General features: G+C 63.6%; 14 protein-coding genes. 9 read left to right on the top strand and 5 right to left on the bottom strand.

The window, feature by feature from the left end:
• The first annotated feature begins 222 nt into the window (after nucleotides 1-222).
• From AC1DY9_RS10420 to proC, 4 genes are all read left to right on the top strand, one after another.
• Nucleotides 223-990, top strand: coding sequence for a DeoR/GlpR family DNA-binding transcription regulator (locus AC1DY9_RS10420; RefSeq protein WP_457281403.1), 768 nt, complete (start codon nucleotides 223-225; stop codon nucleotides 988-990).
• Between the two features lie 48 nt (nucleotides 991-1,038).
• The gene (gene glpK, locus AC1DY9_RS10415) at nucleotides 1,039-2,532 is read left to right on the top strand and encodes a glycerol kinase GlpK (protein WP_477666471.1); all 1,494 of its coding nucleotides are present in this window, start codon (nucleotides 1,039-1,041) and stop codon (nucleotides 2,530-2,532) included.
• A gap of 77 nt (nucleotides 2,533-2,609) precedes the next feature.
• A complete protein-coding gene (locus tag AC1DY9_RS10410; protein ID WP_477666470.1) occupies nucleotides 2,610-3,794 on the top strand; it encodes an esterase-like activity of phytase family protein in 1,185 nt (394 codons plus the stop codon).
• 6 nt (nucleotides 3,795-3,800) lie between these two features.
• Nucleotides 3,801-4,637, top strand: a complete 837-nt coding sequence (proC, locus tag AC1DY9_RS10405; RefSeq protein ID WP_457281406.1) for a pyrroline-5-carboxylate reductase — start codon at nucleotides 3,801-3,803, stop codon at nucleotides 4,635-4,637.
• Between the two features lie 213 nt (nucleotides 4,638-4,850).
• Here the strand turns inward: proC and AC1DY9_RS10400 are convergent, their stop codons facing one another.
• From AC1DY9_RS10400 to AC1DY9_RS10380, 5 genes are all read right to left on the bottom strand, one after another.
• Nucleotides 4,851-7,610 (bottom strand): hypothetical protein, encoded by a 2,760-nt coding sequence (locus AC1DY9_RS10400; protein WP_477666469.1) that lies wholly within the window; start codon nucleotides 7,608-7,610, stop codon nucleotides 4,851-4,853.
• Nucleotides 7,607-13,645, bottom strand: a complete 6,039-nt coding sequence (locus tag AC1DY9_RS10395; RefSeq protein WP_457281408.1) for an SdrD B-like domain-containing protein — start codon at nucleotides 13,643-13,645, stop codon at nucleotides 7,607-7,609. Before AC1DY9_RS10395 ends, AC1DY9_RS10400 begins: the two co-directional genes overlap by 4 nt.
• 116 nt (nucleotides 13,646-13,761) lie before the next feature.
• The gene (locus AC1DY9_RS10390) at nucleotides 13,762-16,404 is read right to left on the bottom strand and encodes a beta strand repeat-containing protein (protein ID WP_457281409.1); all 2,643 of its coding nucleotides are present in this window, start codon (nucleotides 16,402-16,404) and stop codon (nucleotides 13,762-13,764) included.
• A 118-nt stretch (nucleotides 16,405-16,522) separates the two neighbouring features.
• Nucleotides 16,523-17,023 carry a hypothetical protein gene (locus AC1DY9_RS10385; protein WP_477666468.1) on the bottom strand — a complete coding sequence of 167 codons (501 nt, stop codon included), beginning with the start codon at nucleotides 17,021-17,023 and terminating at the stop codon, nucleotides 16,523-16,525.
• 675 nt (nucleotides 17,024-17,698) lie between these two features.
• Nucleotides 17,699-19,189 (bottom strand): aminotransferase-like domain-containing protein, encoded by a 1,491-nt coding sequence (locus AC1DY9_RS10380; RefSeq protein ID WP_457281411.1) that lies wholly within the window; start codon nucleotides 19,187-19,189, stop codon nucleotides 17,699-17,701.
• Nucleotides 19,190-19,310: 121 nt separating this feature from the next.
• Between AC1DY9_RS10380 and AC1DY9_RS10375 the strand changes: the two genes are divergently transcribed.
• The 5 genes from AC1DY9_RS10375 to AC1DY9_RS10355 all read left to right on the top strand — a co-directional run bounded on the left by AC1DY9_RS10375 (nucleotide 19,311) and on the right by AC1DY9_RS10355 (nucleotide 22,073).
• Nucleotides 19,311-19,922, top strand: a complete 612-nt coding sequence (locus AC1DY9_RS10375; RefSeq protein ID WP_457281412.1) for a LysE family translocator — start codon at nucleotides 19,311-19,313, stop codon at nucleotides 19,920-19,922.
• Entirely contained in the window at nucleotides 19,919-20,875 is a 957-nt protein-coding gene (locus tag AC1DY9_RS10370; RefSeq protein WP_457281413.1) for a DMT family transporter, read from the top strand. The genes AC1DY9_RS10375 and AC1DY9_RS10370 overlap by 4 nt, the downstream gene beginning before the upstream one ends.
• Complete coding sequence (locus AC1DY9_RS10365; protein ID WP_457281414.1) at nucleotides 20,875-21,207, top strand: antibiotic biosynthesis monooxygenase family protein; 333 nt, start codon at nucleotides 20,875-20,877, stop codon at nucleotides 21,205-21,207. The genes AC1DY9_RS10370 and AC1DY9_RS10365 overlap by 1 nt, the downstream gene beginning before the upstream one ends.
• A gap of 69 nt (nucleotides 21,208-21,276) precedes the next feature.
• Nucleotides 21,277-21,738 carry a RidA family protein gene (locus AC1DY9_RS10360; RefSeq protein WP_457281415.1) on the top strand — a complete coding sequence of 154 codons (462 nt, stop codon included), beginning with the start codon at nucleotides 21,277-21,279 and terminating at the stop codon, nucleotides 21,736-21,738.
• Between the two features lie 5 nt (nucleotides 21,739-21,743).
• Nucleotides 21,744-22,073 (top strand): DHCW motif cupin fold protein, encoded by a 330-nt coding sequence (locus AC1DY9_RS10355; protein WP_457281416.1) that lies wholly within the window; start codon nucleotides 21,744-21,746, stop codon nucleotides 22,071-22,073.
• Nucleotides 22,074-22,148 lie beyond the last annotated feature (75 nt).

Genomic DNA, 22,148 nt, shown 5'->3' with positions numbered 1-22,148 from the left:
GACCCGAAACGGCGGTGGAGCCTCTGTGCCGGGGCAGCGGCAGGCAAACAAAAAGAAGCAGTAGACAAGAGAAGGGCTCCCGGCGAAACTTGGACGAAGTTCGGTTTTTTTCTATTTTTCTTCTTTTGTGATTGTTTTATCTAATTGTTTTCCCTTATCTGTTTCCTTTTGTTTCGATATAAAGTTTCCAGACCTCCACGATTCCATCAAACTTGAACCCGCGTGAACTCCAATCCCAGGCAAATCAAGCTCCTCGACGTCGTGCGAACCCATGGCTCGGCCTCCGTCGAGCAGCTCGCAGAAAAATTGGACGTGACCCTGCAGACCGTCCGGCGGGATGTGCAGCGCCTGGCGGAAGCAGGCTTGCTGACGCGCTTTCACGGCGGCGTGCGGGTGCCCAGCTCCACCATCGAAAACATTGCGCACCGCCAGCGCGAAAGCCTTAACGCCGAAGGCAAGGCGCGCATCGCGCGCGCGGTGGCCCGGCGTGTTCCGAACGACTGCTCATTGATCCTCAATATCGGCACCACCACCGAAGCCATCGCCAAGGCCCTGCTGCACCACAAGGGACTGCGGGTCATCACCAATAATTTGAACGTGGCCGGCATCCTGTGCAGCAATACCGATTGCGAAGTCATCGTCGCCGGTGGTGTAGTGCGTTCACGCGACCGCGGCATCGTGGGCGAAGCGGCAGTCGACTTCATACGCCAGTTCCGGGTAGACATCGCGATCATCGGCATTTCCGGGATCGAGCCTGACGGCTCCCTGCGCGACTTCGACTACCGCGAAGTCAAAGTTGCCCAGACCATCATCGAGCATGCCCGCGAAGTCTGGCTGGCGGCAGACAGCAGCAAGTTCAACCGGCCCGCCATGGTGGAGCTGGCCACGCTTTCCCAGATTGACCGGCTGTTTACCGACATGCCTCCGCCCGAGCCATTCCCCACCTTGCTGGAAGAGGCGGACGTCAACTGTGAAGTGGCCCATTCCTGAGCCCCGCGCACTTGTGCGCGCCTGCCACCCTTTCATACACTCCAGCGCATGACATACCTTCTCGCACTCGACCAGGGAACCTCCAGTTCCCGCAGCATCGTGTTTGACGAACACGGCCACATCGTGGCCCTGGCCCAGCAGGAGTTGCCGCAGATCTACCCCAGGCCAGGCTGGGTCGAGCACGACCTGATGGAGATCTGGCGCACGCAGCTGGCCACGGCCCGCGAGGTGCTGGCCAAGGCCCATATCAAGGCCAGTGACATCCGCGCGCTGGGCATCACCAACCAGCGCGAGACCACCGCCCTCTGGAACCGCAAGACCGGCCTGCCGGTTCATCACGCCATCGTCTGGCAGGACAGGCGCGCGGAAGCCACCTGCGCCGAGTTGCGTGAGCGCGGCAAGGAAAAGCTGATCCAGTCCAAAACCGGGCTGCTGATCGATGCCTATTTTTCTGGCACCAAGCTCAAATGGCTGCTGGACAACGTGCCCGGCGCACGCGCGCAGGCCGAGCGCGGCGAACTGGCCTTCGGCACCATCGACAGCTGGTTGATGTGGCAACTCACCGGCGGCGCGTTGCACGCCACCGATGTCAGCAATGCGTCACGCACCATGCTGTTCAATGTGCACACCAACCAGTGGGACGATGAGTTGCTTGACCTGCTGGGCATACCGGCCTCGCTCATGCCCAGGGTGTTGCCGTCGAGTGCGCATTACGGTGACGTGCGGCCCGACCTGCTGGGCCACGCCATTGCCATCGGCGGCGTTGCCGGCGACCAGCAAAGTGCCCTCTTCGGTCAGGCCTGCTTTAAGGCCGGCATGGCCAAGAACACCTACGGCACCGGCTGCTTCATGCTGATGCACACGGGCAGCCAGTTTCAAACCTCACGCAACGGTCTGCTTACCACCAGCGCAGCCCAGGCAACAACCCAAACGCAGTTCGCCACTGAAGGCAGCGTGTTTGTTGGCGGCGCCGTGGTGCAGTGGCTGCGCGACGGCCTGCACGCCATCAAAGGCAGCGCCGAAGTGCAGGCGCTGGCCGAAAGCGTGCCTGATTCAGGCGGCGTGATGATGGTTCCGGCCTTCACCGGCCTGGGTGCACCCTACTGGAAACCGGACGCGCGCGGCACCATCACCGGCCTCACGCGCGGCACCACGGTGGCCCACATCGCACGCGCCGCACTCGAAAGCATCGCCTACCAAAGCGCAGCGCTGTTGCAGGCCATGAGCCGCGACGCGGTCAGTGCCGGCGCAGCGCCTGTGGCCGAGCTGCGTGTAGACGGCGGCGCCTGCGTCAACGACCTGCTGATGCAATTCCAGGCCGACCTGCTGGGCATACCGGTGATCCGTCCGGCCGTGATTGAAACCACCGCGCTGGGCGCCGCCTACCTGGCGGGGCTTTCCAGCGGCGTGTACGGCAGCACCGACGAGTTGTCAGGCATGTGGCGCGCCGAGCGCAAGTTTTTGCCGACTCTGGGCGCGGACCGGGCCGCTGAGTTGATGGCGCGGTGGGAACAGGCAGTGCGGCAGACCGTGCTGCAGTAAGCGCGGCCCTGCCCGACACGATTTGCGCGCCTGCGCTTGTCACACTCCCCTCAAGCGCGGCCGCTAGACTTGGCCGCATGAACCCTTACTCCACAACACCCTCCAGGCGCCGGCTGGTCCTCGGAGCCGGCGCGGCCGCTGTGCTGGGCCTGGCCGGTTGCGGAGCGCCGCAACCGGTGGCCGCAGCCACCCAGCCGCCTCGAACACGCCTGCGCCTGATCGGTGAATCCCGCATTCCACACCGGCTGCAATTCCAGGGCACCACGGTGGGCGGGCTCTCGGGCATCGACTACGACGCCGCCAGCGACCTGTATTACCTGATCAGCGACGACGGCTCCGACGTCAACCCCGCGCGGTTTTACACCGCACGCATCGCGCTGGACATGAACAGCCTGGGCCAGCCGGAATTGCTGAGCGTCACCACCCTGCGCGAAGGCAATGGCGACGCGTATGCGGCCGTATTGCGGGGCATCCAGATTCCCGACCCGGAGGCGATTCGCTGGCGCCCCACCAGCCAGACGCTGCTGTGGACCAGTAAGGGGCACTCCCTGGCGGGCGTGGCACCGGAGCTGCGCGAAAGCCGGACTGACGGCACGATGGTTCGCGAATTTACGCTGCCGCCCATGTTTGAGTTTCATCTCATCCGGGGGCCGCGCGTCAATCTGGCGCTGGAAGGCCTGGCGCTGACACCCGATGACAAGACCGCCTGGATCGCCATGGAAAACGCTTTCCGTCAAGATGGACCCGTACCCACGGTGAAAGCGAAGGGCGGGCCCTGCCGCTTCACCCAAATTGACCTTGCCAGCGGGAAAGCATTGCGGCAAATCGCGTATGTGCCCGACGCCATTCCGCGCGCACCTGTCGCACCAGCCACCTATGCCGACAACGGTGTGGTGGAAATCCTGATGCTCGATGCCGACCGCATGCTGGTGCTGGAGCGGGCCTATATGGCCGGCTGGGGCCCGCAAGCAGGTAACTCGCTGCGCCTGTACCTTATCGACACCCGGCAGGGATCCGACACGCTCGCAACGCCTGTCCTGCAGACTGGCACCTATCGCGCGGTGGACAAAACACTGATCGCCGACTTTTCCACCTTCACCGGCCCGGGGCCCGGCCTCCGGCTGGAACGTCTGGACAATACGGAAGGCATGGCCTGGGGCCCGGTACTGCCCAACGGAAATCGCAGCCTGGTCTTCATTAGCGACGACAATTTCAGCTCCCGGCAAATCAGCCAGTGGCTGGCCTTTGAATTTTTGGATTGACAACGCATGACCTCCACTTCCCGCACAAGCAACGAACACATTGCCTTCATAGGCGGCGGCAACATGGCCAGCGCCATCATTGGCGGCCTGCTTAAACAGGGCATGCCAGCCAGCCAGATCCAGGTGGTCGAGCCTTTTGAGGAGCAACGCAACAAGCTCACCCGGCAATTCGGCGTGCAGGTGCATGAAAAACCCGGCGCGCCACTGGCCAGCGCCGGCCTGGTGGTCTGGGCTGTAAAACCGCAGACTTTCAAGGATGCAGCCCTGCAAACACGCTTTCACACCAAAACCGCCCTGCACCTGAGCGTGGCAGCCGGCGTGCGGTCCAGCAGCATCGCGCGCTGGCTGGGCACCGAGCGCGTGGTGCGCGCCATGCCCAACACGCCGGCGCTGGTCGGCAAAGGCATGACGGCGCTGTTTGCGCGGGATGCCGTGACAGACGATGACAGGCTGGCCGTCGAGCAGGTGGTCAAGCCCACAGGGGATTTCCTGTGGCTCACCGAGGAAGCCCATCTGGACGCGGTCACCGCCATTTCGGGCTCCGGCCCGGCCTACGTCTTTTATTTTGTGGAAGCCATGATCGAGGCAGGCACGGACATGGGCCTTGCGCCGGAACAAGCGCGCAAGCTTGCCGTCGGCACCTTTGTAGGCGCTTCGGCGCTGCTGCAGGCGTCCGACGAGACGCCCCAGACCCTGCGCGCCCAGGTCACGTCCAAAGGGGGCACCACCTACGCCGCGCTGACCTCCATGGAGCAGGACCGCGTCAAGATGCTGTTCATGCGCGCCATCCACACGGCGAGGCAGCGAGCCGGTGAATTGGGTGATGAGTTTGGTGCGGGCTGAAGAGGTTTAAGAGAAAATCTCCTGCAACCCAATGTAGGAAAGCGCAAGCAGCTATCTATTTAGGAGTTTAGGAACTCAGCTCATCTGGTGATGAACTTTGCTTCCCAAGCCCCCAACTTAATAGCTGCCCAGGCACATATTCGATGTCAATGGCCAAAACTACAGAACAGCCTGAAAAAAGCCGTTTTCCGCCTCTGTGAGCACCAGGGAAGCCTACTGATCGACCTTGACACGGTAAGTGACGACGATTTGTGCCCCAGAGGCCAGCGAACCGGTAAAAGTCCACTTCAATGCCCCCTGCGCGTTCACGGCCGGTTGCGTGGTCACCGTGCAGCCCGTGATGCCCGTGGGCAGCACGCCTGGGCAGGCGGTGGAGACGAAGCCGGTGAACGCCGGGGTCGAGTCGCTCACAAACAGCGTGGACAGCGCCTGTGTGCCGTTGTTGGTGGCCGTCAACGTGTACTGCAGCGTGTCGCCAGGGCTGGCGTTTACGCTGGTGGCCGAGGCGATAGCCTGGGTGACGTTGCTCACCAGCTTGGCCAGCGACAGGTCGCCAGCCTGGCCGACGGTGGTGATATCGGTGACAAGCAGGGTGCTGACGCTGAGCGCCGGGCTGGCGTTGGTGTAGCTGAAGGCCGCGCTCAAGGTTACGCTGTTCTGCGCGCCCTGGCCGGCCCCAGCGGGCACGAACTGCTTGACGATGAGGCAGACGGTCTGCCCGGCGGTGACGGTGAGAGCTGTGGTGACCTGCGCCTCGCTGGCCTCCAGCGCTGCGTTGCAATTGCTGTCCTGATACAGCACCTGGCTCCACGCAGGGCTGGCCGGCGTGGCGGTGTTGGCCATCGAGAAGGTGACTTGCCCGCCGGTGCCGGCGGTGTAGGTGTGGGCGTAAAACACGACCGTGCCGGGCTGGGCGGTTTGCGCGCCATTGGGGCTCAGGGTGTTGGGCGCCACCATGCCGAAGCTGATGCCGGTGCGGGCCAGGCCAGCGCCGGCGGTGTAGCTGACGCTGGGCCGGGTGTAGCTGCCGCCCGTGGTACCGGCCGAGCCGCCGGTGGCGGTGTAGCCGGCCGGCAGCACGGGCGTGATGACCACGGTGCCGCTGGTGACACCGGGAATCCACAGAATGAAGCTGCCATCGCTGGCAGTGGGTTCGGTGTCCACCGTCGTCGCACCCTGCATGGCGTTGACGGTGATGCCGGCCAGGCCGGGCTCCGTTCCGGCCTTCACGCCGTTGTTGGCAGTGCCGCCGCCCGCGCCGTTGTCGGCAAACACGTTGCCGCTCAGCGTGCTGCCGCTGTACAGACCAAAGTTCTGCGGTGGGGGCGGCGCGCCCACGATGCTGAACTGAATCACGCCGGTGGGGTTCTGCGTACCGATGAAGCCGGCCGGATACGCAGCCGCGATGTCGCTCAGCGTGTTGTTGCCGTCCACGATCAGGCAATAGTTGCCCTGCTGTATGTTGGTGAAGCTGTAGGCGCCGGTGGTGAGGTTGACCGATGCAGCCACGGTGGCCGGCCCAGTGCAAGTGCCGCCCGTGCGCGGCGCAAGCTTGACCCACAGCGCGCTGGCTCCGCCTATGCCGGCCTCGCCCGCATCCAGGTTGCTGTTGTGGTTGGGGTCGCTGTAAACGTTGCCGCCGAAACCCAGGGCTACCGTACTGACCACGGGCGCAGCGCAGCCGGCGCTCGGCGTGTTGGCGGCAGTGCAGGTGGTGGCTGTCGGCGGGCTGGTGCCGCCGGCCGGATCCACGGCGGTGTAATTGGTGACCGTGATGTTGCTCGTCGGTCTTGCCGTAATTTGCAGGGTCGAGGTGCCGCCGCTCGCGGCGATGGTGCCGACGAAATCGCAGGTCACCAGCGTGCCGCCGGCATTGGCCGCGGTCGAGCAGGTCCAGCCGGTGCCGCTGCTGCTGACGTAGGTCATGTTGACAGGGAGCTGGTCGACCACGCGCGCCACAAAGGCCGGCGTCGTGGTGGTGGTTGCCACCGTGAGGGTGTAGACACTGTTGGCGCCCACCTGCAGCGCCGGGCTGGGCTGAGACTTGCTGACGGTCAGCGTGGGGTAAATCGGCGTGATGGTGACGGAGCCATTGCCGCCGGGGTTGCCTGTACCCGGCGCTGTGCCGGTTACGGAAGCGCCGCCCGCGCCGCCCGCCGAGGCGCTCGCGGTGAAGGCTGAAATCAGCACCGTGTCGCGGCAGGAGCCGCCTCCCGTGGCCTGGCGGGTGGCGTTGGCACCGCTGCTGTCCACCAGTTCCGCGCCACCCACACCGGCCGCACAACCGCCGCCACCACCGCCGCCGCCGGAACCGTCGCCGACACGCGTCGTGCCGGCGGTGCCGGCCCCGCCTTGCAAGGTGCCGATCGTTATCGCTGCCGGCAGGCCGGCGCGGCCCGGCACGTCGAGCGCGCCGCCCTGCCCGCCGCCACCGCCGCCGGCGATGATCAGCCTGGCATTGGCGGCCGTGGCCACCACGCTGGCGGCACCGCCGCCAGCACCGCCGCCGGACCAGCCGCTGCAGCCGGCCTGGCCACCGGAGCCGCCGGCCCAGCCCGGAGCACCGCCCGCAAGGCCGCCCGCGCCCGCCGCGTTGGCGCAGGTAAAAGCACCTTGCGATGTGTTGCCGGGCCGGCCACCCTGTCCGACGGCCACGTTGAGCACGGTGCCGGGAGCGATGTAGTAAGTGCCGGTGGCCCGCGCACCCGCGGCGCCAGCGCCGCCGTCGCCGTTCAAATCATTGCCACCGCTGCCGCCGCCCGCGCCGTTGGCCTGGATGATCACGCCGCCCGCCCCCGCAGGAACGGTGTAGGTCTGCAGGGCGCCGGTGTAATTAAGGGTCGTCTGAGCCATCGCCCACGGCGCTGCCACCAGCATGATGACAGCGGCCCATGCCATGCGCCCCACCCTGCGGGACTGCGGGCGCAGGCGAAGCGCATGGAGGGAGAAGCCTGGACGCTGAAAGAACATCATGATTTGGGGCCCGCCGTGTTGGTAGGTGAGGCAGTAGCCGTGCCAGCGGGTTCGAACACATTCTCGTCAAACTTGAAGCGTACACGCAGGTAGACACCGCGCTGGGTGTAGGCTTCACCCGCCAGGTCAGCGGCCCTGAAACCCTTGATGTTGTAGCCCAGTGACACCCACATGTTTTTCCAGGCCAGGTAGCCGACTTCCACGCCCACCGCGGTCTCCGCAGCACCGTTACCCCACATGCGGTAGGCCTGCAGGCTGACGTCCCAGCGCTCGGTAAGGTCCCAGGTGGAGCGGCCGCCGATCAACTGTGTAAAGGAGCGGCTGCTGATGCCGTTGGACTTGTCGCGGCCCCATTTGGCGGCATAGCGCGCGCTCGTCACCCAGCTGCGGCTGGGCTGAATATTGAGGTGTGTGGAAAGAATCAGCCCGGACTCATCGCGGCTGACGCCCGGGCCCAGGGTGCTGTCCGAATCCTTTTTGTATTCGATGCGACCCAGCGCATTCCACACGTCAGTGCTCACCGGGCGATAGGCCACGCCGGACTGGGCTGTAATCAATTCACGCTTGCCGCCCGTGGCGCCGAGGTTGGTCTGCTCGCTGTAGAGGCCGCGATTGAGCAGGGTCCAGCTGTCGTCCAGCTTGTTGGCCAGCGCGCCCGTCAGCAGCCAGCTGCTCGAAGTGGTCGATGTCTGCCACTGCACCTGGCCGGACGCTTTCCAGGTGGCCGCGGCCGTGTAGTCGGCCCCGATGGTGACGGCGCTGGAATCGTCAATGGTCACACCCGACAACGGCTTGATGCGTTGCAAGCTGGCTGTCAGACCGACGCCGCTGTCCAGGCGCCAGAGCCTGCGCAGGCCAACAGCTGCTTCACTGCTGCGGCCGTTGATGCTGTCGCCCATGCGGTATTCATTGAACAGCTGCGTGCTGTCCGACAGTTCTGTGTTGATACCGGCAACGGTGGTGTATTGCGAAGTCGACGCATTGAGCGTGTAAATGCTTTTCAGACTATTGATGAAGTCATGGCGCGCATACAGACGCGTTGTGGAATTAATGGCATAGTTGCCGCCGACGCCGATCTCCCGGCCGCCGCTGCCGTCGATCGCGTATTCGGCCAGGCCGTAGACGTCGGCTTGGGGCACATCCGGAACCGGCACCGTCACCTTGACCCGCGCCGTGGTGTAACCCACCTCCTCGGACGAGCCTGAAGCCAGCGCCGTGGCGGAAGGCGTCACCGGAACGGTACTGCCAGGCAAGGCCGGACCGGAAAGCGCAGCGGCGGTGTTGGCGCTGCTGTAGCGCACGCCAACTTCCACCTTCACATTTCCGGGCAGGCTGTGTTCGAGCTTCAGGTCCGCGCCGGTTTGTGCCGCGCCTGTCACGCTGTTGGCAGTGCGCAGCGCTTCAGCGACAAGCCTGTTCTTGTCATCCACCGCGTAACCGATTTTTGCGCCGTATTCAGACTGCCCGGCCGACTGCACGCTGTTGGGGTTGTAAAAACCCGCACTGGTGCGCGCACCCCAGACGCGCGCCTGCAGCGCCTGGTCATCATGGCGGACTTCCACGCGCTGGCCTGAGCCGTTGCCCTGCAGATCTGTGCTGCTGCGGGCGATTTCACCGGTGGCCACGGTCTTTTCGCCCAGCTTCGCCGTCACGTTCAACCCGCTGAGGTTTTGGCGATTGGCGGGGTCGGTGTCCTGCACCGCCGTCGCGCCGAGCGATATACCCGGAAGGACTTCCAGGCGCGCATCGGCGCCGGCGACCGTATGTTTGGGGCCGCCCGAGTCCACCGAATAGCTGACCCGCACGAAGATCGGATTCAGGTCGGCGTCCACGCTCGGAACCGGAGTCTTGAGCAGGAGCTGGCCGCTGAAAGGTTCGATTTCGTAGTCGGTGAACTGCGCCAGCGGCGCGTCATTGATGATGACCGACGCCTGGCTGCGGCTTCGCGTGAGGATGTCGACCTGCTGGCTATTAACCACGCCGTTGATGTTGAGCCGGAACGGCCCGGAAGTGCCATTGGCGCGGAATTCCTGCACCAGCTGTGTCGTCGCCGTGCGGCTTGCAAAACCTTCCACGGTCACTGCGCCTTCCTGGTAACGGCCCTTGACACCGTTCAGGGCGCGCGCGTATTGCGTGAGCTGACGTGCGGCGTTGTCGCTCTGGGTTGAATAGTCGCCCAGCAGTGCGTAGTTGGTGCCGTTTTGCAGCATCACGTAGAGCTTGCCGGTGGACTGGGCGTCAAAGCCACGCGCCGACGAATCGCCATACACCGGGTAAAACTGGTTGGGCTGGATATCGCGGAACAGCGCCGTATCGGAAGGCTTGTCGGAATCGTAGGCCAGCGTCAGCAGGGAAGAGCCGAGCACCTTGCCTTTGAGGAACAGCGCAGTCCGCGCAGCCGCTTCGCCCTTGCCGCCCGCAAAGCTGCGCGACGTGCTCCGGATCTGCCGTTCAAAAACATCGCCGCTTTGCGCGGGTTGCAATGCGGAAGGATTGAGGCTGCGCAGGTTGAGGGTGCCCTCCACAATACCGGCCGCAATCATGGGCCGCAGGTTGGGCATGAACTCGATGGCCGCCACAGACTTGACGGTGCCGCTGGCAATACCAAGCTCCGCCTTTCCGGGCTGGGCTGGTGGCAACAACAAAAAGCGGCCCTCACCACCTTCAACGAAGACCTGCGTGCCGGGCTGGCGTGCATCCAGGTCGGGAGTCTGCCACTGGCCAAGGCTTGCCTGCAGCGTCACTTGGGTTCGCACGGCCACCGGCAGCCCTTGCGCATCGCGCAGCGAAATGGTGACAGGGACGGCAGTCGCACCGTCAGCAATCAGCTGCGCAGGCGCGCCAACTTCGATCTTTGCCAGGGCACCGGGAACCAGGATCGTGACTTGCGCCGTTCCACGTGCATTGCCAAAACCGTCAACAGCGCGCACACCCAGCGTGTTGCGGCCGGGCCGGAGGTCAACACCGATGTATTCCCAGGCGACGACGCGGTTCTTCTCAAGACTGCTCTTCTTGCCTACCTGTGTGGCGGGTACCAGTTGCCCATTGAGGGTGACCTCAAACGTGGCGCCTAGCGGGCCTTTCACCCGGACGCGGGTCTGGGCTGAAGGCAACACCTGCTCGTTGACCAGCCCGACAAAACCCGTTTCACCATTGAGCTCCGGCAGGAGATCTTCCAGTGGAACGACTGCCTGTAGTGATTCGGCAGCGGAAACCGCGGAAGGTGGCACAGACTCCGACGCGACCTCCAAAGGCGTGTAAATAGGTTTGGGCAACCCCTGGGCGTTAGGCGCGTATGGTCCGCCCGGATCGCCCACTGCGCCCAGGGTGCCCGGCAGCGGTGCCACCGAACCTGCGGGAGTATTGTTTTTCTGTGCTCCGGGCAGACCGAGCACGCCGCTGGAGGGAAGCGTCCGGCTGTCCACCGAGGCTGCACGGCTGGACTGCAGCAACTGGCCTGCAGCCTGGGCGATCTCCGACGGATTGCCCAAGGCCTTTCGGCGAAGCGCGATCTGCTCCTGAATGGCAGGCGTGCATTCGGCGATGGCAAAGTCGGCCTTGTGGAGTTCGCCATTGATCAAGTCCACAAAACGGCTGGCTGCATCCAGGGCATTCCGGTTGTTGAGCACCTGGAGCGAAGCACCTGCAGGCAATGTGATGCTGTCGATCTTGGCGATATGGGTGCGTGGCTCGAGGCCGTAGAAACTGTATTTGCCTTCCTCGTCCGTCACGGCATAGGTGCCGTCTTCCAGATAGATCCGAACGCCCGGAATGCCTGGCTCACCCGCGTCCTGCACACCATTACGGCTGCAATCGGCAAACACCTTGCCGATCACATAGGCTTTGTTGGAAAACACACCGCCGACGACCTGGACGCGAACGCTGGACCGGTTGGACCGCACCACTCCGCTGGCGGCCTGCGCCGTATTGATGCCGTCGCCGCCCTGGCTGCCCACGCCGACGCGCACGCGGTAGGTCAGCGTCGGCTGCGAGCCGGAGGCGATGGCACCCACCGCAAACTGAAGGCTGGGACCCGCACCGCCTGAAGGGTCTGAAAGGGGCACGCCGTTGAGCCGTGCCGTGCCGCGCACATAGGCAAAGCCGGCAGGCAGGCTGTCGCTGACCACAACACCGGGGAGTGCCCCTGCGCTGACGTTGTTGAACTTGATCGAGTAGTCAACAAAGTCCCCGACTTCTGCTGTCTTCTTGTTGGCTGTTTTCTGGATAAACAGGCCACCCGCATTCGCACCTGGATCCAGGGGTACGTCGAAATGCACAGGCACACCCGCCACGACGAAATTGCCCCCGTAAGAGCCCGGTGTATCGATCAGCCGACCCGCAGGCTGTACCCCGGCAGGAAGCAGCGATGGAAAGGTGAAGCCCGCCGGTTGGGTGATTACCAGCCGGTATGTGCTGTTGGCCACCAGCGGAAATTCATAAAACCCGTCGGCAGCTGTCACGACAACGCTGGGAGCCGGCGTTACCCCATCTATCTGGAACACGACGGCTGGCCCACCGGGAACCCCGCCATTGCCGGCACCGGTGACGTCGATCAGCGCTACCGTGGCGCCGGCAACAGGCTGGTTGGTGGATGAATTGAACACGATGCCGGAAGGATCCACCAGCAGCGTGGTCGTCGCCGAGACGGTGATGCCGCCGCAGGAGGAAATCGTGGCCGTCACCGTGTCGTTTCGCAGCACTTCCAGTATGCCGTCGCCGGAAGCCACGATGTGCGTCGCCGCATTGGCTGTGGGAACATTCGGCATGATGCGGAAGATGCCAGTGTTGGGGCCGGTTTCCACAGCCGTAAAGGTTTCCGAATCTCCCGTAAGCCGGCTCACCAGCGTGATGGGCACCGTACCTACTGTCGTGGAGTCAGCGTTGCACACAGCAGCATTGGCCTGCACAAACAGTGGATGGCCCGGCGTACCGAGGGCGGTCCGGTTGGCATAAGAGGCGTTGCTGTAGAAAAGGATGTCTGCCGCGTATGCCGGCAACGGCAGCACCACCATATTGCTGGTGGTGGTCAACGGTGCAGCGGCGTCAGTCCAGTCCGCATAGGCCGTGCCCGACACATTGCCGGACGCGTTGGCGTTCACGCTGACATTAAATGTTCCCTGGAACAATCCGCCCTGGGGCAACGCGGCAATGCCCCAGGCAACGGCATCCACCGTGGCACCACCGGGTATTGCCGTGACATAGCTGTTGGTCGCTCCGCCCAGCAGGTGATACAGCGTCTGGGCACCGGGACTGGTAGACGGCAGGGCCGAGACAAAGGCCGTGTTGACCGGCACCGGGGCGCGCAGGATAAAAAGCGCCACCGGTGCGCCATTGACAAGCACATTCGCCGGGCTGGCCGCCATGTTTCCGTTGTTGATGGCCCTTGCGGTAAAGCTGAGAGCACCACCCTGAGTAGCGGTGGCCGACGAGGCTGAATAGCTGACCTGGATTGCCGCACCATTGGTGAGATTGATCGTATCGGTGTTGGTCGCGCTGGCCCCCTGGACCTGGCTCAACGCACTCAGGGTAATCTGGGCCGTCTGGCCAGGCGTCGCGCCCGGCGGGATCTGGCCCGTGATCAGCAATCCGGCATTGGCGCCAACGGCAACCATCACGGGACTTCCGGCAGGAACCACGGGTTCACCCGCATCCACCAGACCGTTGCCATTGACGTCCAGCACCACCTGGACATTGAGCGGTGTGAAGGCGCTGCCGCCGGACACACTGGCCGTGATCAGGTAGTTCGTCGTGCTGTTGCCGGTGTTGGCAAGGTTATGGTTGATCGTGAATGACGAACCTACGCCGATCAACAGGTTCTGGCTGGATGCCAGCGTGAGCGCTTCAAGCGTCGCCACCGTGGTGTTCACGGTGTTGGAGTTGAGGTGAACCGTCAGGCCCGTCGCCGTGTCCACAAAAGTCGCCGTCGCCGTGTTGCTGATCACCGTCCCCGCCGGGGTCGGCGCTGCCTGTGCTGCTGCCCAGAAGAGCAGCAACATGCAGGAGATCAGCAGCTTGCGCAGCGGGCGAGGAAGCATGGTTGATGGGCTTGTTGTTCGGTTTTCGACAGGGCGTCGCTTTCCAAAGGGCACGCGGCCGTGCCCTTTGAAAAGCGGGGAAGCTTTCGCTTCCCGCGCTTGAGGTCAGTCCCGGGTTAGGGGTTGATGCGTACACCGAAAGTCACGACAGCCGACTGACCAGGGGTCAGGGTGCCGATCGTCGCGGTGACGGTGCCCGCTGCGCCTGCGGAGGGGCCGGTCACGGTACCTACCGTGCTTGCCGCAGCGCTGCTCAGGGTGGTGTAGCTAGGCGTCGCGTCGGACACCACAACGGAGGTCGCATTCGCGGATCCCACGTTGGTCACGGTGATCTGGTACAGCACGCACTGGTTGGGACGGGCGCTGAGGGTAGCCGCCGCGTAGACCGTGCCGCCGTTGGCGCCTGCGCAAGCCGTGTCCAGGGATTGCGCCTTGGTAAGCGTCAGGTTGCCGGCGATCACGGTCGTACTGTCAACCGCAGTAGCCACGGCAGGAACTGTCGTCGCGTAGCTGCCATTGGTGGTCGTGACCGTGATGGTCGTGGCGTCCACTGCACCGGGGGTTGCACCGCTAGGAGCGATCACCTTGTTGAACACCGTGATCGATGCACCGGGAGCCAGACCCGCAGGCAGGACGCCCGCGGCGTGCAGCGTGCTGCTGATCTGAGGGTCGGTCGCGTCGAGTACGCCGTTGGCGTTGGCATCGTAGTACAGCGCGGAAGTCCAGCCGGCCTGGTTGTCGGCGCCGGCCAGGGTCAGCGTGCTGACTGTGCCGTTGCCTTCCAGCACGTTGCCGGTATTGGTCAAGGTGTGGCTGTAGACGTAGGAGCCGCCCGGGTAGGTCTGGCCGGCGCCATTGGGCGTCAGGGTGACCGAGCGGACAGCGCTCACGATCACGGCGTCATGCAGCGTGTCTGAAGCGTTCGACGTGGGCGACAGCGTGCGGAAATACAGCTGCGTGGTGCCTGCCGCAAAGCCGGCCGGCACACCCACCACCGCGCAGACGACGACGTTGCCGCCGGCGGCCACGGAGCCGGTGTTGGTGATGGTCGCGCCGGTGGTCGAGCAGTTGCCCACGCCGCCGTCGGCGCGGAAGCTGACCGTCCAGCCAGCGGGCAGCGTCACGCTGGCGAAGGTGTTCACCGTGCTGGCGCCCAGGTTGTAGCTGTCCGGCGACGGGCCGGTGTTGTTGGCCACGATGGTGAAGACCGTCGAAGCGCCCGGGTTCAGCGTGTTGGTGACCTGCGCGGCACCTTCACCGTTGGCAAACACACCCACGCCGGGAACACCCACGGCGGTCGGCAGATTGTTGGTCGCATCAACTGCCGCGGCAGTCACGGCGGTCAACTGGTCGTTGGTGGTGGCCGTCTTGGTCGGATCAAACACCGAGGTGGCCGTCTTGGCAATGATGAAAGGCGCACCGGTGTTGGTCGCGTTCGGCGGCAGCGTGGCCTTGAGGATCACGTTGTAGGTGGCGCCTGCGGCCAGCGGGCCGGTGTCAACCGTGCCGTCGCTATTCGTATCGACCAACGGCGTGACGCCGTCGCTCTTGTAAAGCTGGAAGGTCGTGCCGGCCGGGAAGTTGCCCGTGCTCAGCGTCATGTTGAAGGTGTCGGAACCGTTACCGGTATTGGTCACCGTGTTGGTGAAGCTTACCGTCGAGCCGGGCGCGGCCGGGCCAGGCACCGTGGTGCCGGTCAGCGTCACGGCGGCGGTCTGCAGCACCGTGAACGGCACCGTATTGGAGCCGCCCGTTACCGTGGTAGCGCCGTTGTTGTAGGACGTCGTGGCGGTGTTGTTCAGCACGCCGGGTGCAGTTCCCCCGGCCACGGTCACGCCGAAGCTGATGGTGCCAGATTGGCCAGCCGTTACCTGGTTGAGCGTGACCAGCAAGGTCTTGGTGCCCAGGGTGTAGCCCGAAGTCAGGGTGTTGGGTGCAGAACCACTGGAGGCACCAGCGTCGCTCAGCGCCGTGGCGCCCGTCACGCTCCAACGTGCAGAGCCTGCGGTATAGGTCAGGCCTGTCGGCAGAACGTCGGTGATCGCCACGGCGGTGGCCGTGCTGTTACCGGTGTTCGTGTAGGTCAGGGTGTAGGTGATGGCCGTGCCGGCGGAGCCGCTGGATACGCTGGCCGACTTGGTCAGCGTGACGACTGCGTTGGTCGTGGCCGTGGTCACGTCGGTGTTCGACTGGGTTTTCGTCGGGTCAAATACGCTGGTGCCGGTCACCGTGATGGTGTTGGTCTGTGCCGCCGTAGCCGTGCCCGGCAAGGTGGCGACCACGATGTACTTGAAGAGACCGCCTGCCGCCAGTGCGCCCGTCGAAGTGATCGCCGGGCCCGTTGGTGTGCCGCTGCCGTTGTCGGCAAAAATCTGGACGCTGGCCATCGAGAAGCCACCGGTATTGCTGGTGGTCAGGTTGAACGTGTCCGTGCCGTTACCCGTGTTGGTCAGGGTGTGCGGGTAGTACACCACGCTGCCGGGTGTCGCGTTCTGCGCGCCGTTGGCCGCCAGGGTCAAGCTCGCAATCTGCTGCACCGTGGTCTGCACCACGTTCGACGTGACCGTGCGCGTTATGCCGGATGCATCCGAGTACGTGGCCGAGGCCTGGTTGCTGATGGACGTGCCCGCCGGCGGCGGCGCGGCGTGGGCCGCCAGACCGGCCAGAGCCAGCGCAAGCGCGACAAACAATCCCACAATCCAGTGGGTGAAGAAGTGCTGCAACCCTAAAGGCTGCGGACTCGAAGGATTGGCATACATGGCTTTTTCTCCTGGCTACTTAACAACGGTGAATCAACAAACAATTAACGGGGAACGGAAAGGCGAAATGCGCCGCCCGCATGGCGGGAGGCGCAGCTGCGAAGGAAGCTGGCCGTCATCACGGTTTGGCAGCCAGTGCGGCCGCAGGTGAATCGATACGCACACGCAGACTGACCACGGTGCTGGCGCCTGCGGCCAAGGTGCCGGTTTCCCAGCGCAAGGCGCGATAGTCAGCCAGGGGAACGGGCTCTTTGCGCACGCTGCCGTCGGCCTGCTTGACCATGCGCGTCAGTGGCATGGGTGCGAAGACAGTTCCATCCGTGGAGGCCAGGGCCTGTGCAGGTTCGGCACTTGCCGCGATAAAGGTGGTGCCCGGAGGCACCGGTATGGTTGCCAGAAGCTTGCCGGCTGCAGCGGCGCTGGTATTGCGGTAAGTTGCGCTGTACTGCAGGACATCCCCCGGTTTGCCATCGCCGGCAGGCTTGAGCACGGGCTTGCCGCCCACCATCTCCACGCGCTGCGCCAGGAGCTGGGAAGACACCGGCGAGGCTTGGGCCAGCACGGCCTGGCCAAACACCAGCCCGACGGCAAAAATACAAAGTTTCAGGGCAGATTTCATGGGTAACGTCCTTTCGTGACTCTCGGCAAATGGCTGGCTCGGAGGCAGATCCATGTAGGGCCGGCAACATATGCGCATCGATATGTATTTGAGACGTAACTTTATGTTACTTATCAACTTTCAGAGCCTCGATTACTTCACATGAACGCAATAGATGTGAATAAAAACAAAAATTCCGTGAGAAAAATCGCACAAATGTCCGTATTTAGTTGAATTTCAGCCTTCAATTTGATCAATTGAAACAGTAAGTTACATGTTAAAACATTGGAAATCCACCAAAAACTCTGAAAAAACTAATGGAAATTAACTAAAAACCGGATCTTCAGTTGATCAATTAGAGTTAACTCGTAACCAATAGAAACGACCATCAGATTACCGGCCAAGCCGAGTGTCATTTTCGAAAGGGGATAGGTAGCCGGGCAGCGCCAACGGGAAGCCGGAGGATGAGGAAAACAAGGAGGAAAGGGAGGAAAGAGCAACGCTCCAGGCGCAACAAGCCAGGCGAACTCCAACGCGGAGCATGGCGGGCGGAAGACATACCCGCATAGTCGCGACCGTTCCCGGCGGGCAGCGGCGAAGACAAGCGGCCCGAACTCGGCACTAAGCTCGCTCAAAGCTCGCTTCTTCACTGCCGGCCCCGTTCTGCCAGGGCAAGCCGCGAAAAAAGGAGGAAAGTTACCTCACGGCATCACGCAAGCGCGCAAACACCTTCCAGAACGCAGCCTCCTGCGTGGTTGCAAAGTTGATGCGCATCAATGTGCTGGGTTTGCGCGCCGCGTGAAACAAGCCGCCAGGCGCAATCAGGTAGCCCTCGTCCAGCATGCGCTGGGACAACGCATCGGTATCGACGCCCGTGTCCACCCAGCCGAACAGGCCGGCGGGCTCCGCAGCAAATGTGCAGCCGTGAGCCAGGGCCAATTTGACGCTGCGTGCACGCGCGCCGTCAAGCCGGGTGCGAATACGCTCGGCATGCCGGCGTAACTGGCCCTGATCTATGCACCAGGCCAGCGCCTTCTCCAGCAGGGCTGGCGTGGTTAGCGTGGCCAGCAGTTTGGTGTCCAGCAGGCGCTCGATGAGGTCGGGGGGTGCGGCCATGAAGCCGACGCGCCAGCCGGGTGCCAGGATCTTGGCGAAGCCGCTGACATAAATCGTGCGCTGCAGCCCATCGAGGGCGCATAGCCGCGTGGCATGCTCAGGCGCCAGGTGGCTGTAGGTGTCGTCTTCAACAATGTGGAAGTTGTGTTGCATCGCCAACTGCAGCACGCGGTGGGCGCTGCCGGGCGTGAGGCAGTAGCCCGTCGGGTTGTGGAATACGCTGACACTGACAAACAGCTTGGGCTGGTGGATTTCGCAGTATTGGGCCATCACCGCCAGGTCCGGGCCGTCGGCGCGGCGCGGTACCGGCAGGATGCGCATGCCTAAAGCGTCCAGCCGGGCGAACTCCACCGCCCAGCCGGGCTCCTCCACCATCACACAGTCCCCGGCACGCAGCAGCGTCCGGCTGACGATGTCGAGCGCATGGGTGGCGCCAACGGTGGTGATGATCTGCTCGGGCGCGGCGTGCACATTGAGTGCACTGAGCTTCTGCGAAAGCGCGCGGCGCAGGCCGCTGTCGCCCATGGGTTCACCGTACTGGAGCGAAAAGTCCCGCAACGCGCTGACGCTGGTGACTTTGCGGACGGCGGCCGGCATGAAGGTGGTTTCGAGCCAGTCTGGTGGAAACACGCCCATGCCGGGTTGCGGCTTGTTGCTGACCTTGTGGAACATCCCGCGGATCAGCGCCGTCGCATCCACCGGCGCCTGGCGCGTGGCCATCCAGGTCGCAGTGCTCCAGGCGCCCGGGGGGGTGTGGCCCGCGGGCGTACCAGTTTTTGCGTCTGCTATATTTTTTATAGCTGCCGGCGCTTTAGGAGCCTGCGCCAGCGCCGCATTAAGCGAAGTATCACGGACAAAAAAACCGCGGTTCTTGCGCGCCACCACCAGGCCTTGCGCCAGCAACTGGTCATAAGCCGCCACCACGGTGGAGGCACTTACACCTTGCTGCTCGGCGCACAGCCGCACAGAAGGCAGGCGCGCACCAGGGGCCAACAGCCGGCTACGGATGCGTTCGGCAAAGCGCGCCGACAGCTGTTCGGTCAGGGACTGTGAAGCGGTTTTCATCAACATGGTGTGGCCTTGGCACGCCCTGCAGGCGGCATGTGTGCTGACAATTTAACCAATACAGTTTGGGAATTTGTACCAACAACTGTACTGGTGGTGTATTGCTTTCAACTATAAAGTTGAAAGCATGAACTGGCAAGAATTTACGGCCTTACTGGTGCTGGCAACGGCGATGAGCTTTTCGCCGGGACCCAACACGACGCTATCAACCGCACTGGGAGCCAACCATGGGTTGAAACGCGCACTGCCTTTTGTCTGCGCGGTGCCGGTCGGCTGGGGCGTACTGCTGCTGGTGTGTGCCCTGGGGCTGGGCGCACTGGTGCTGGCCGTGCCCTTGCTGAGCTGGGCCGTGAAGATCATCGGCGTGGCGTACTTGCTGTGGCTGGCCTGGAAGATTTCACAGTCGCGCCAGTTGAGCGAGGCGGACGCGGCGCGCCTGAACGTCACTTTCTGGCAAGGCGCCGCACTGCAGTTTGTCAACATCAAGGCATGGATGCTGGCGCTGGCCATCGTGAGCGGCTGGATTGCCGGCCGCGAGGCGCCGGCCGCGCGACTGGCCATCGTATTACCTGTGATGCTGGCCTACGCTTTTGTGAGCAACCTCACTTACGCGCTCGCCGGATCTTTGTTGCGCGAGTGGCTGACCGGCCCGTCCGGCAGCGGGCGTCGGCTCCAGTGGTTCAACCGCGCCATGGCGCTGGTACTCGTGGCTACCGCCATCTGGATGCTTTTTATATGACGTCCACATCTGCCGACACAACCAAAGGGCTATGGCTCGGCTTGCTGGGCATCGTGATTTTTGCCGTCACGCTGCCCATGACACGCCTGGCCGTGGGCACGCCGGATGCGCCGCAGATGTCGGGCGTTTTCATCGCGCTCGGGCGGGCCACGGTGGCGGCCGTGTTGTCGGCGGTGTTTTTGCTGGCCACCCGCGCAGCGCTGCCGCAGCGAAAGGACTGGCTGCCGCTGGCCGTCACCGCGGGCGGCGTGGTGTTTGGTTTTCCGCTCTTCACCTCGATCGCCATGCGCTACGTGGAAGCCGTACATGCAAGCGTCATTCTCGGCGTGCTGCCCCTGGCCACCGCGGCGGTGGGCGCCCTGCTGCACCGCCAGCGTCCGTCTGCCGGCTTCTGGCTGTGTGCGGCACTGGGCAGCGCGCTGGTGGTTCTGTTCGCCATGCTGCGTTCAAACAGTGTGGGCGGGCTGTCCATCCATTTTGCTGACCTTTTGTTGCTGGCCGCCTGTTTGTGCGCGGCCGTCGGTTACGGCTACGGTGCGCGGCTGTCCCAGCACATGCGCGCCGAGCACGTGATCTGCTGGGCCTTGGTGCTCTCGCTGCCCTTGACTTTGCCCCTGTCTCTTTTCAGCTGGCCCACAGCACCACTCAAGGTCAGCGCCTGGGCCGGCTTTGCCTACGTGGCGGTGTTCTCGGCCTGGTTGGGATTTTTTGCCTGGTACCGCGGCCTGGCGCTCGGCGGTACGGTGCGTGTCAGCCAGGTGCAGTTGGTGCAGCCGTTTTTGTCCATGTTGTTTTCTGTGCCGCTGCTTGGCGAGCACCTGGACGCCGTCACCGTCGGCTTCGGGCTGGCCGTGATTGCCACCGTTTTCATCGGAAAAAAAATGCCGGTGCAGTCAGGCGCTCGCGTCCGGGCCGCCGAACCTGGCTCTTTGCTTAACACCAGAAAGTTGTGATGTACTCAGCCGCCTTTATTTTTGAACCCGGCACCTACGACGAACGGTTCCACACGCTGGACGCGCTGATCGAAGAAGCCGCCCAGGCCACGCCTGGCTACCTGGGCGCGGAGTCCTGGCGTTCGCCGGATGGCGTGCTGACCAATGCCACTTACTTCTGGGAAACCGAAGAATCGCTGCGCGTTTTTTCAGCACACCCCAAGCACCTGGAAGCCAAACGCCAGTACACGCAGTGGTACAAAGGTTTTCACATCGTCATCTCGCAGGTGTTGCGCTCTTACGGCGACGGCACCATCGCGCACATCACGCCCAACCAGCGGAAACGGGCATGAAGTGGGCATGAAGCGACCCGCCGCTTTTGCACTTCTTTCCAGGATATCTCCTATAACAAGGAACCATCGATGACCCCCGAACAACGCCTGCAGCAACTCGGCCTGATCATGCCGCCCGTCGTGACACCTCGCGGTAATTTCGATGCCTGGGTGCTCGACGGTTCCATGCTGTACCTGTCGGGCAAGGGCTCGCCGCTGCGGCAAGACCTGGCCGTGGTGCCCAAGGTCGGGCGCGAGATCAGCGCGGAGGAAGCCCGCGACCATGCCCACGACGTCGGACTGAACCTGATTGCCACCATGAAGGCCGCCCTGGGCGAACTTTCGCGCGTGCGGCGCGTGGTCAAGCTGCTGGGAATGGTCAACGCAACACCCGACTTCATGGGTCATACCGAAGTCATCAACGGCTGCTCAGATCTGCTGGTGCAGGTATTCGGTGAGGCCGGCCGCCATGCGCGCTCGGCAGTCGGTGTGGGCTCCCTGCCGCGCGGATTTGCAGTGGAAATCGAAGCCATCGTGTCGGTCACGGAGTAAACAGCATGCAAATCAACGAAATCCCCTTCGGCACCACCGACTGGTCCAACGTGGAGCGCACCGAACATTCCGCCCTGGAAGGCAAGGCCTTCTGGCGCACTCGCAAGTTTGGCGATGTGCGCGTGCGCATGGTGGAGTACACACCCGGTTATGTTTCCGACCACTGGTGCAGCAAAGGCCACATCCTGCTTTGCCTGGAAGGCGAGTTGCAGACGGAACTGGACAACGGCAGTGTGCATGTGCTGTTGCCCGGCATGAGCTACCAGGTGGCAGACGGCGCCGAGGCCCACCGGTCGACCTCGCCTTCGGGGGCCAAACTGTTTATCGTGGACTGACCCGTCGCGAACCGTCTCCACCGCCGGTACCGGTAGACCGATTCACCGCAACGTTTTTTCTTCTTTCAGTGAAGT

It is taken from the genome of Polaromonas sp. P1_F6 (assembly GCF_056405695.1).
Note: the sequence above shows the minus strand (reverse complement) of the source record. Positions and strands in the feature narration are given on the sequence as shown.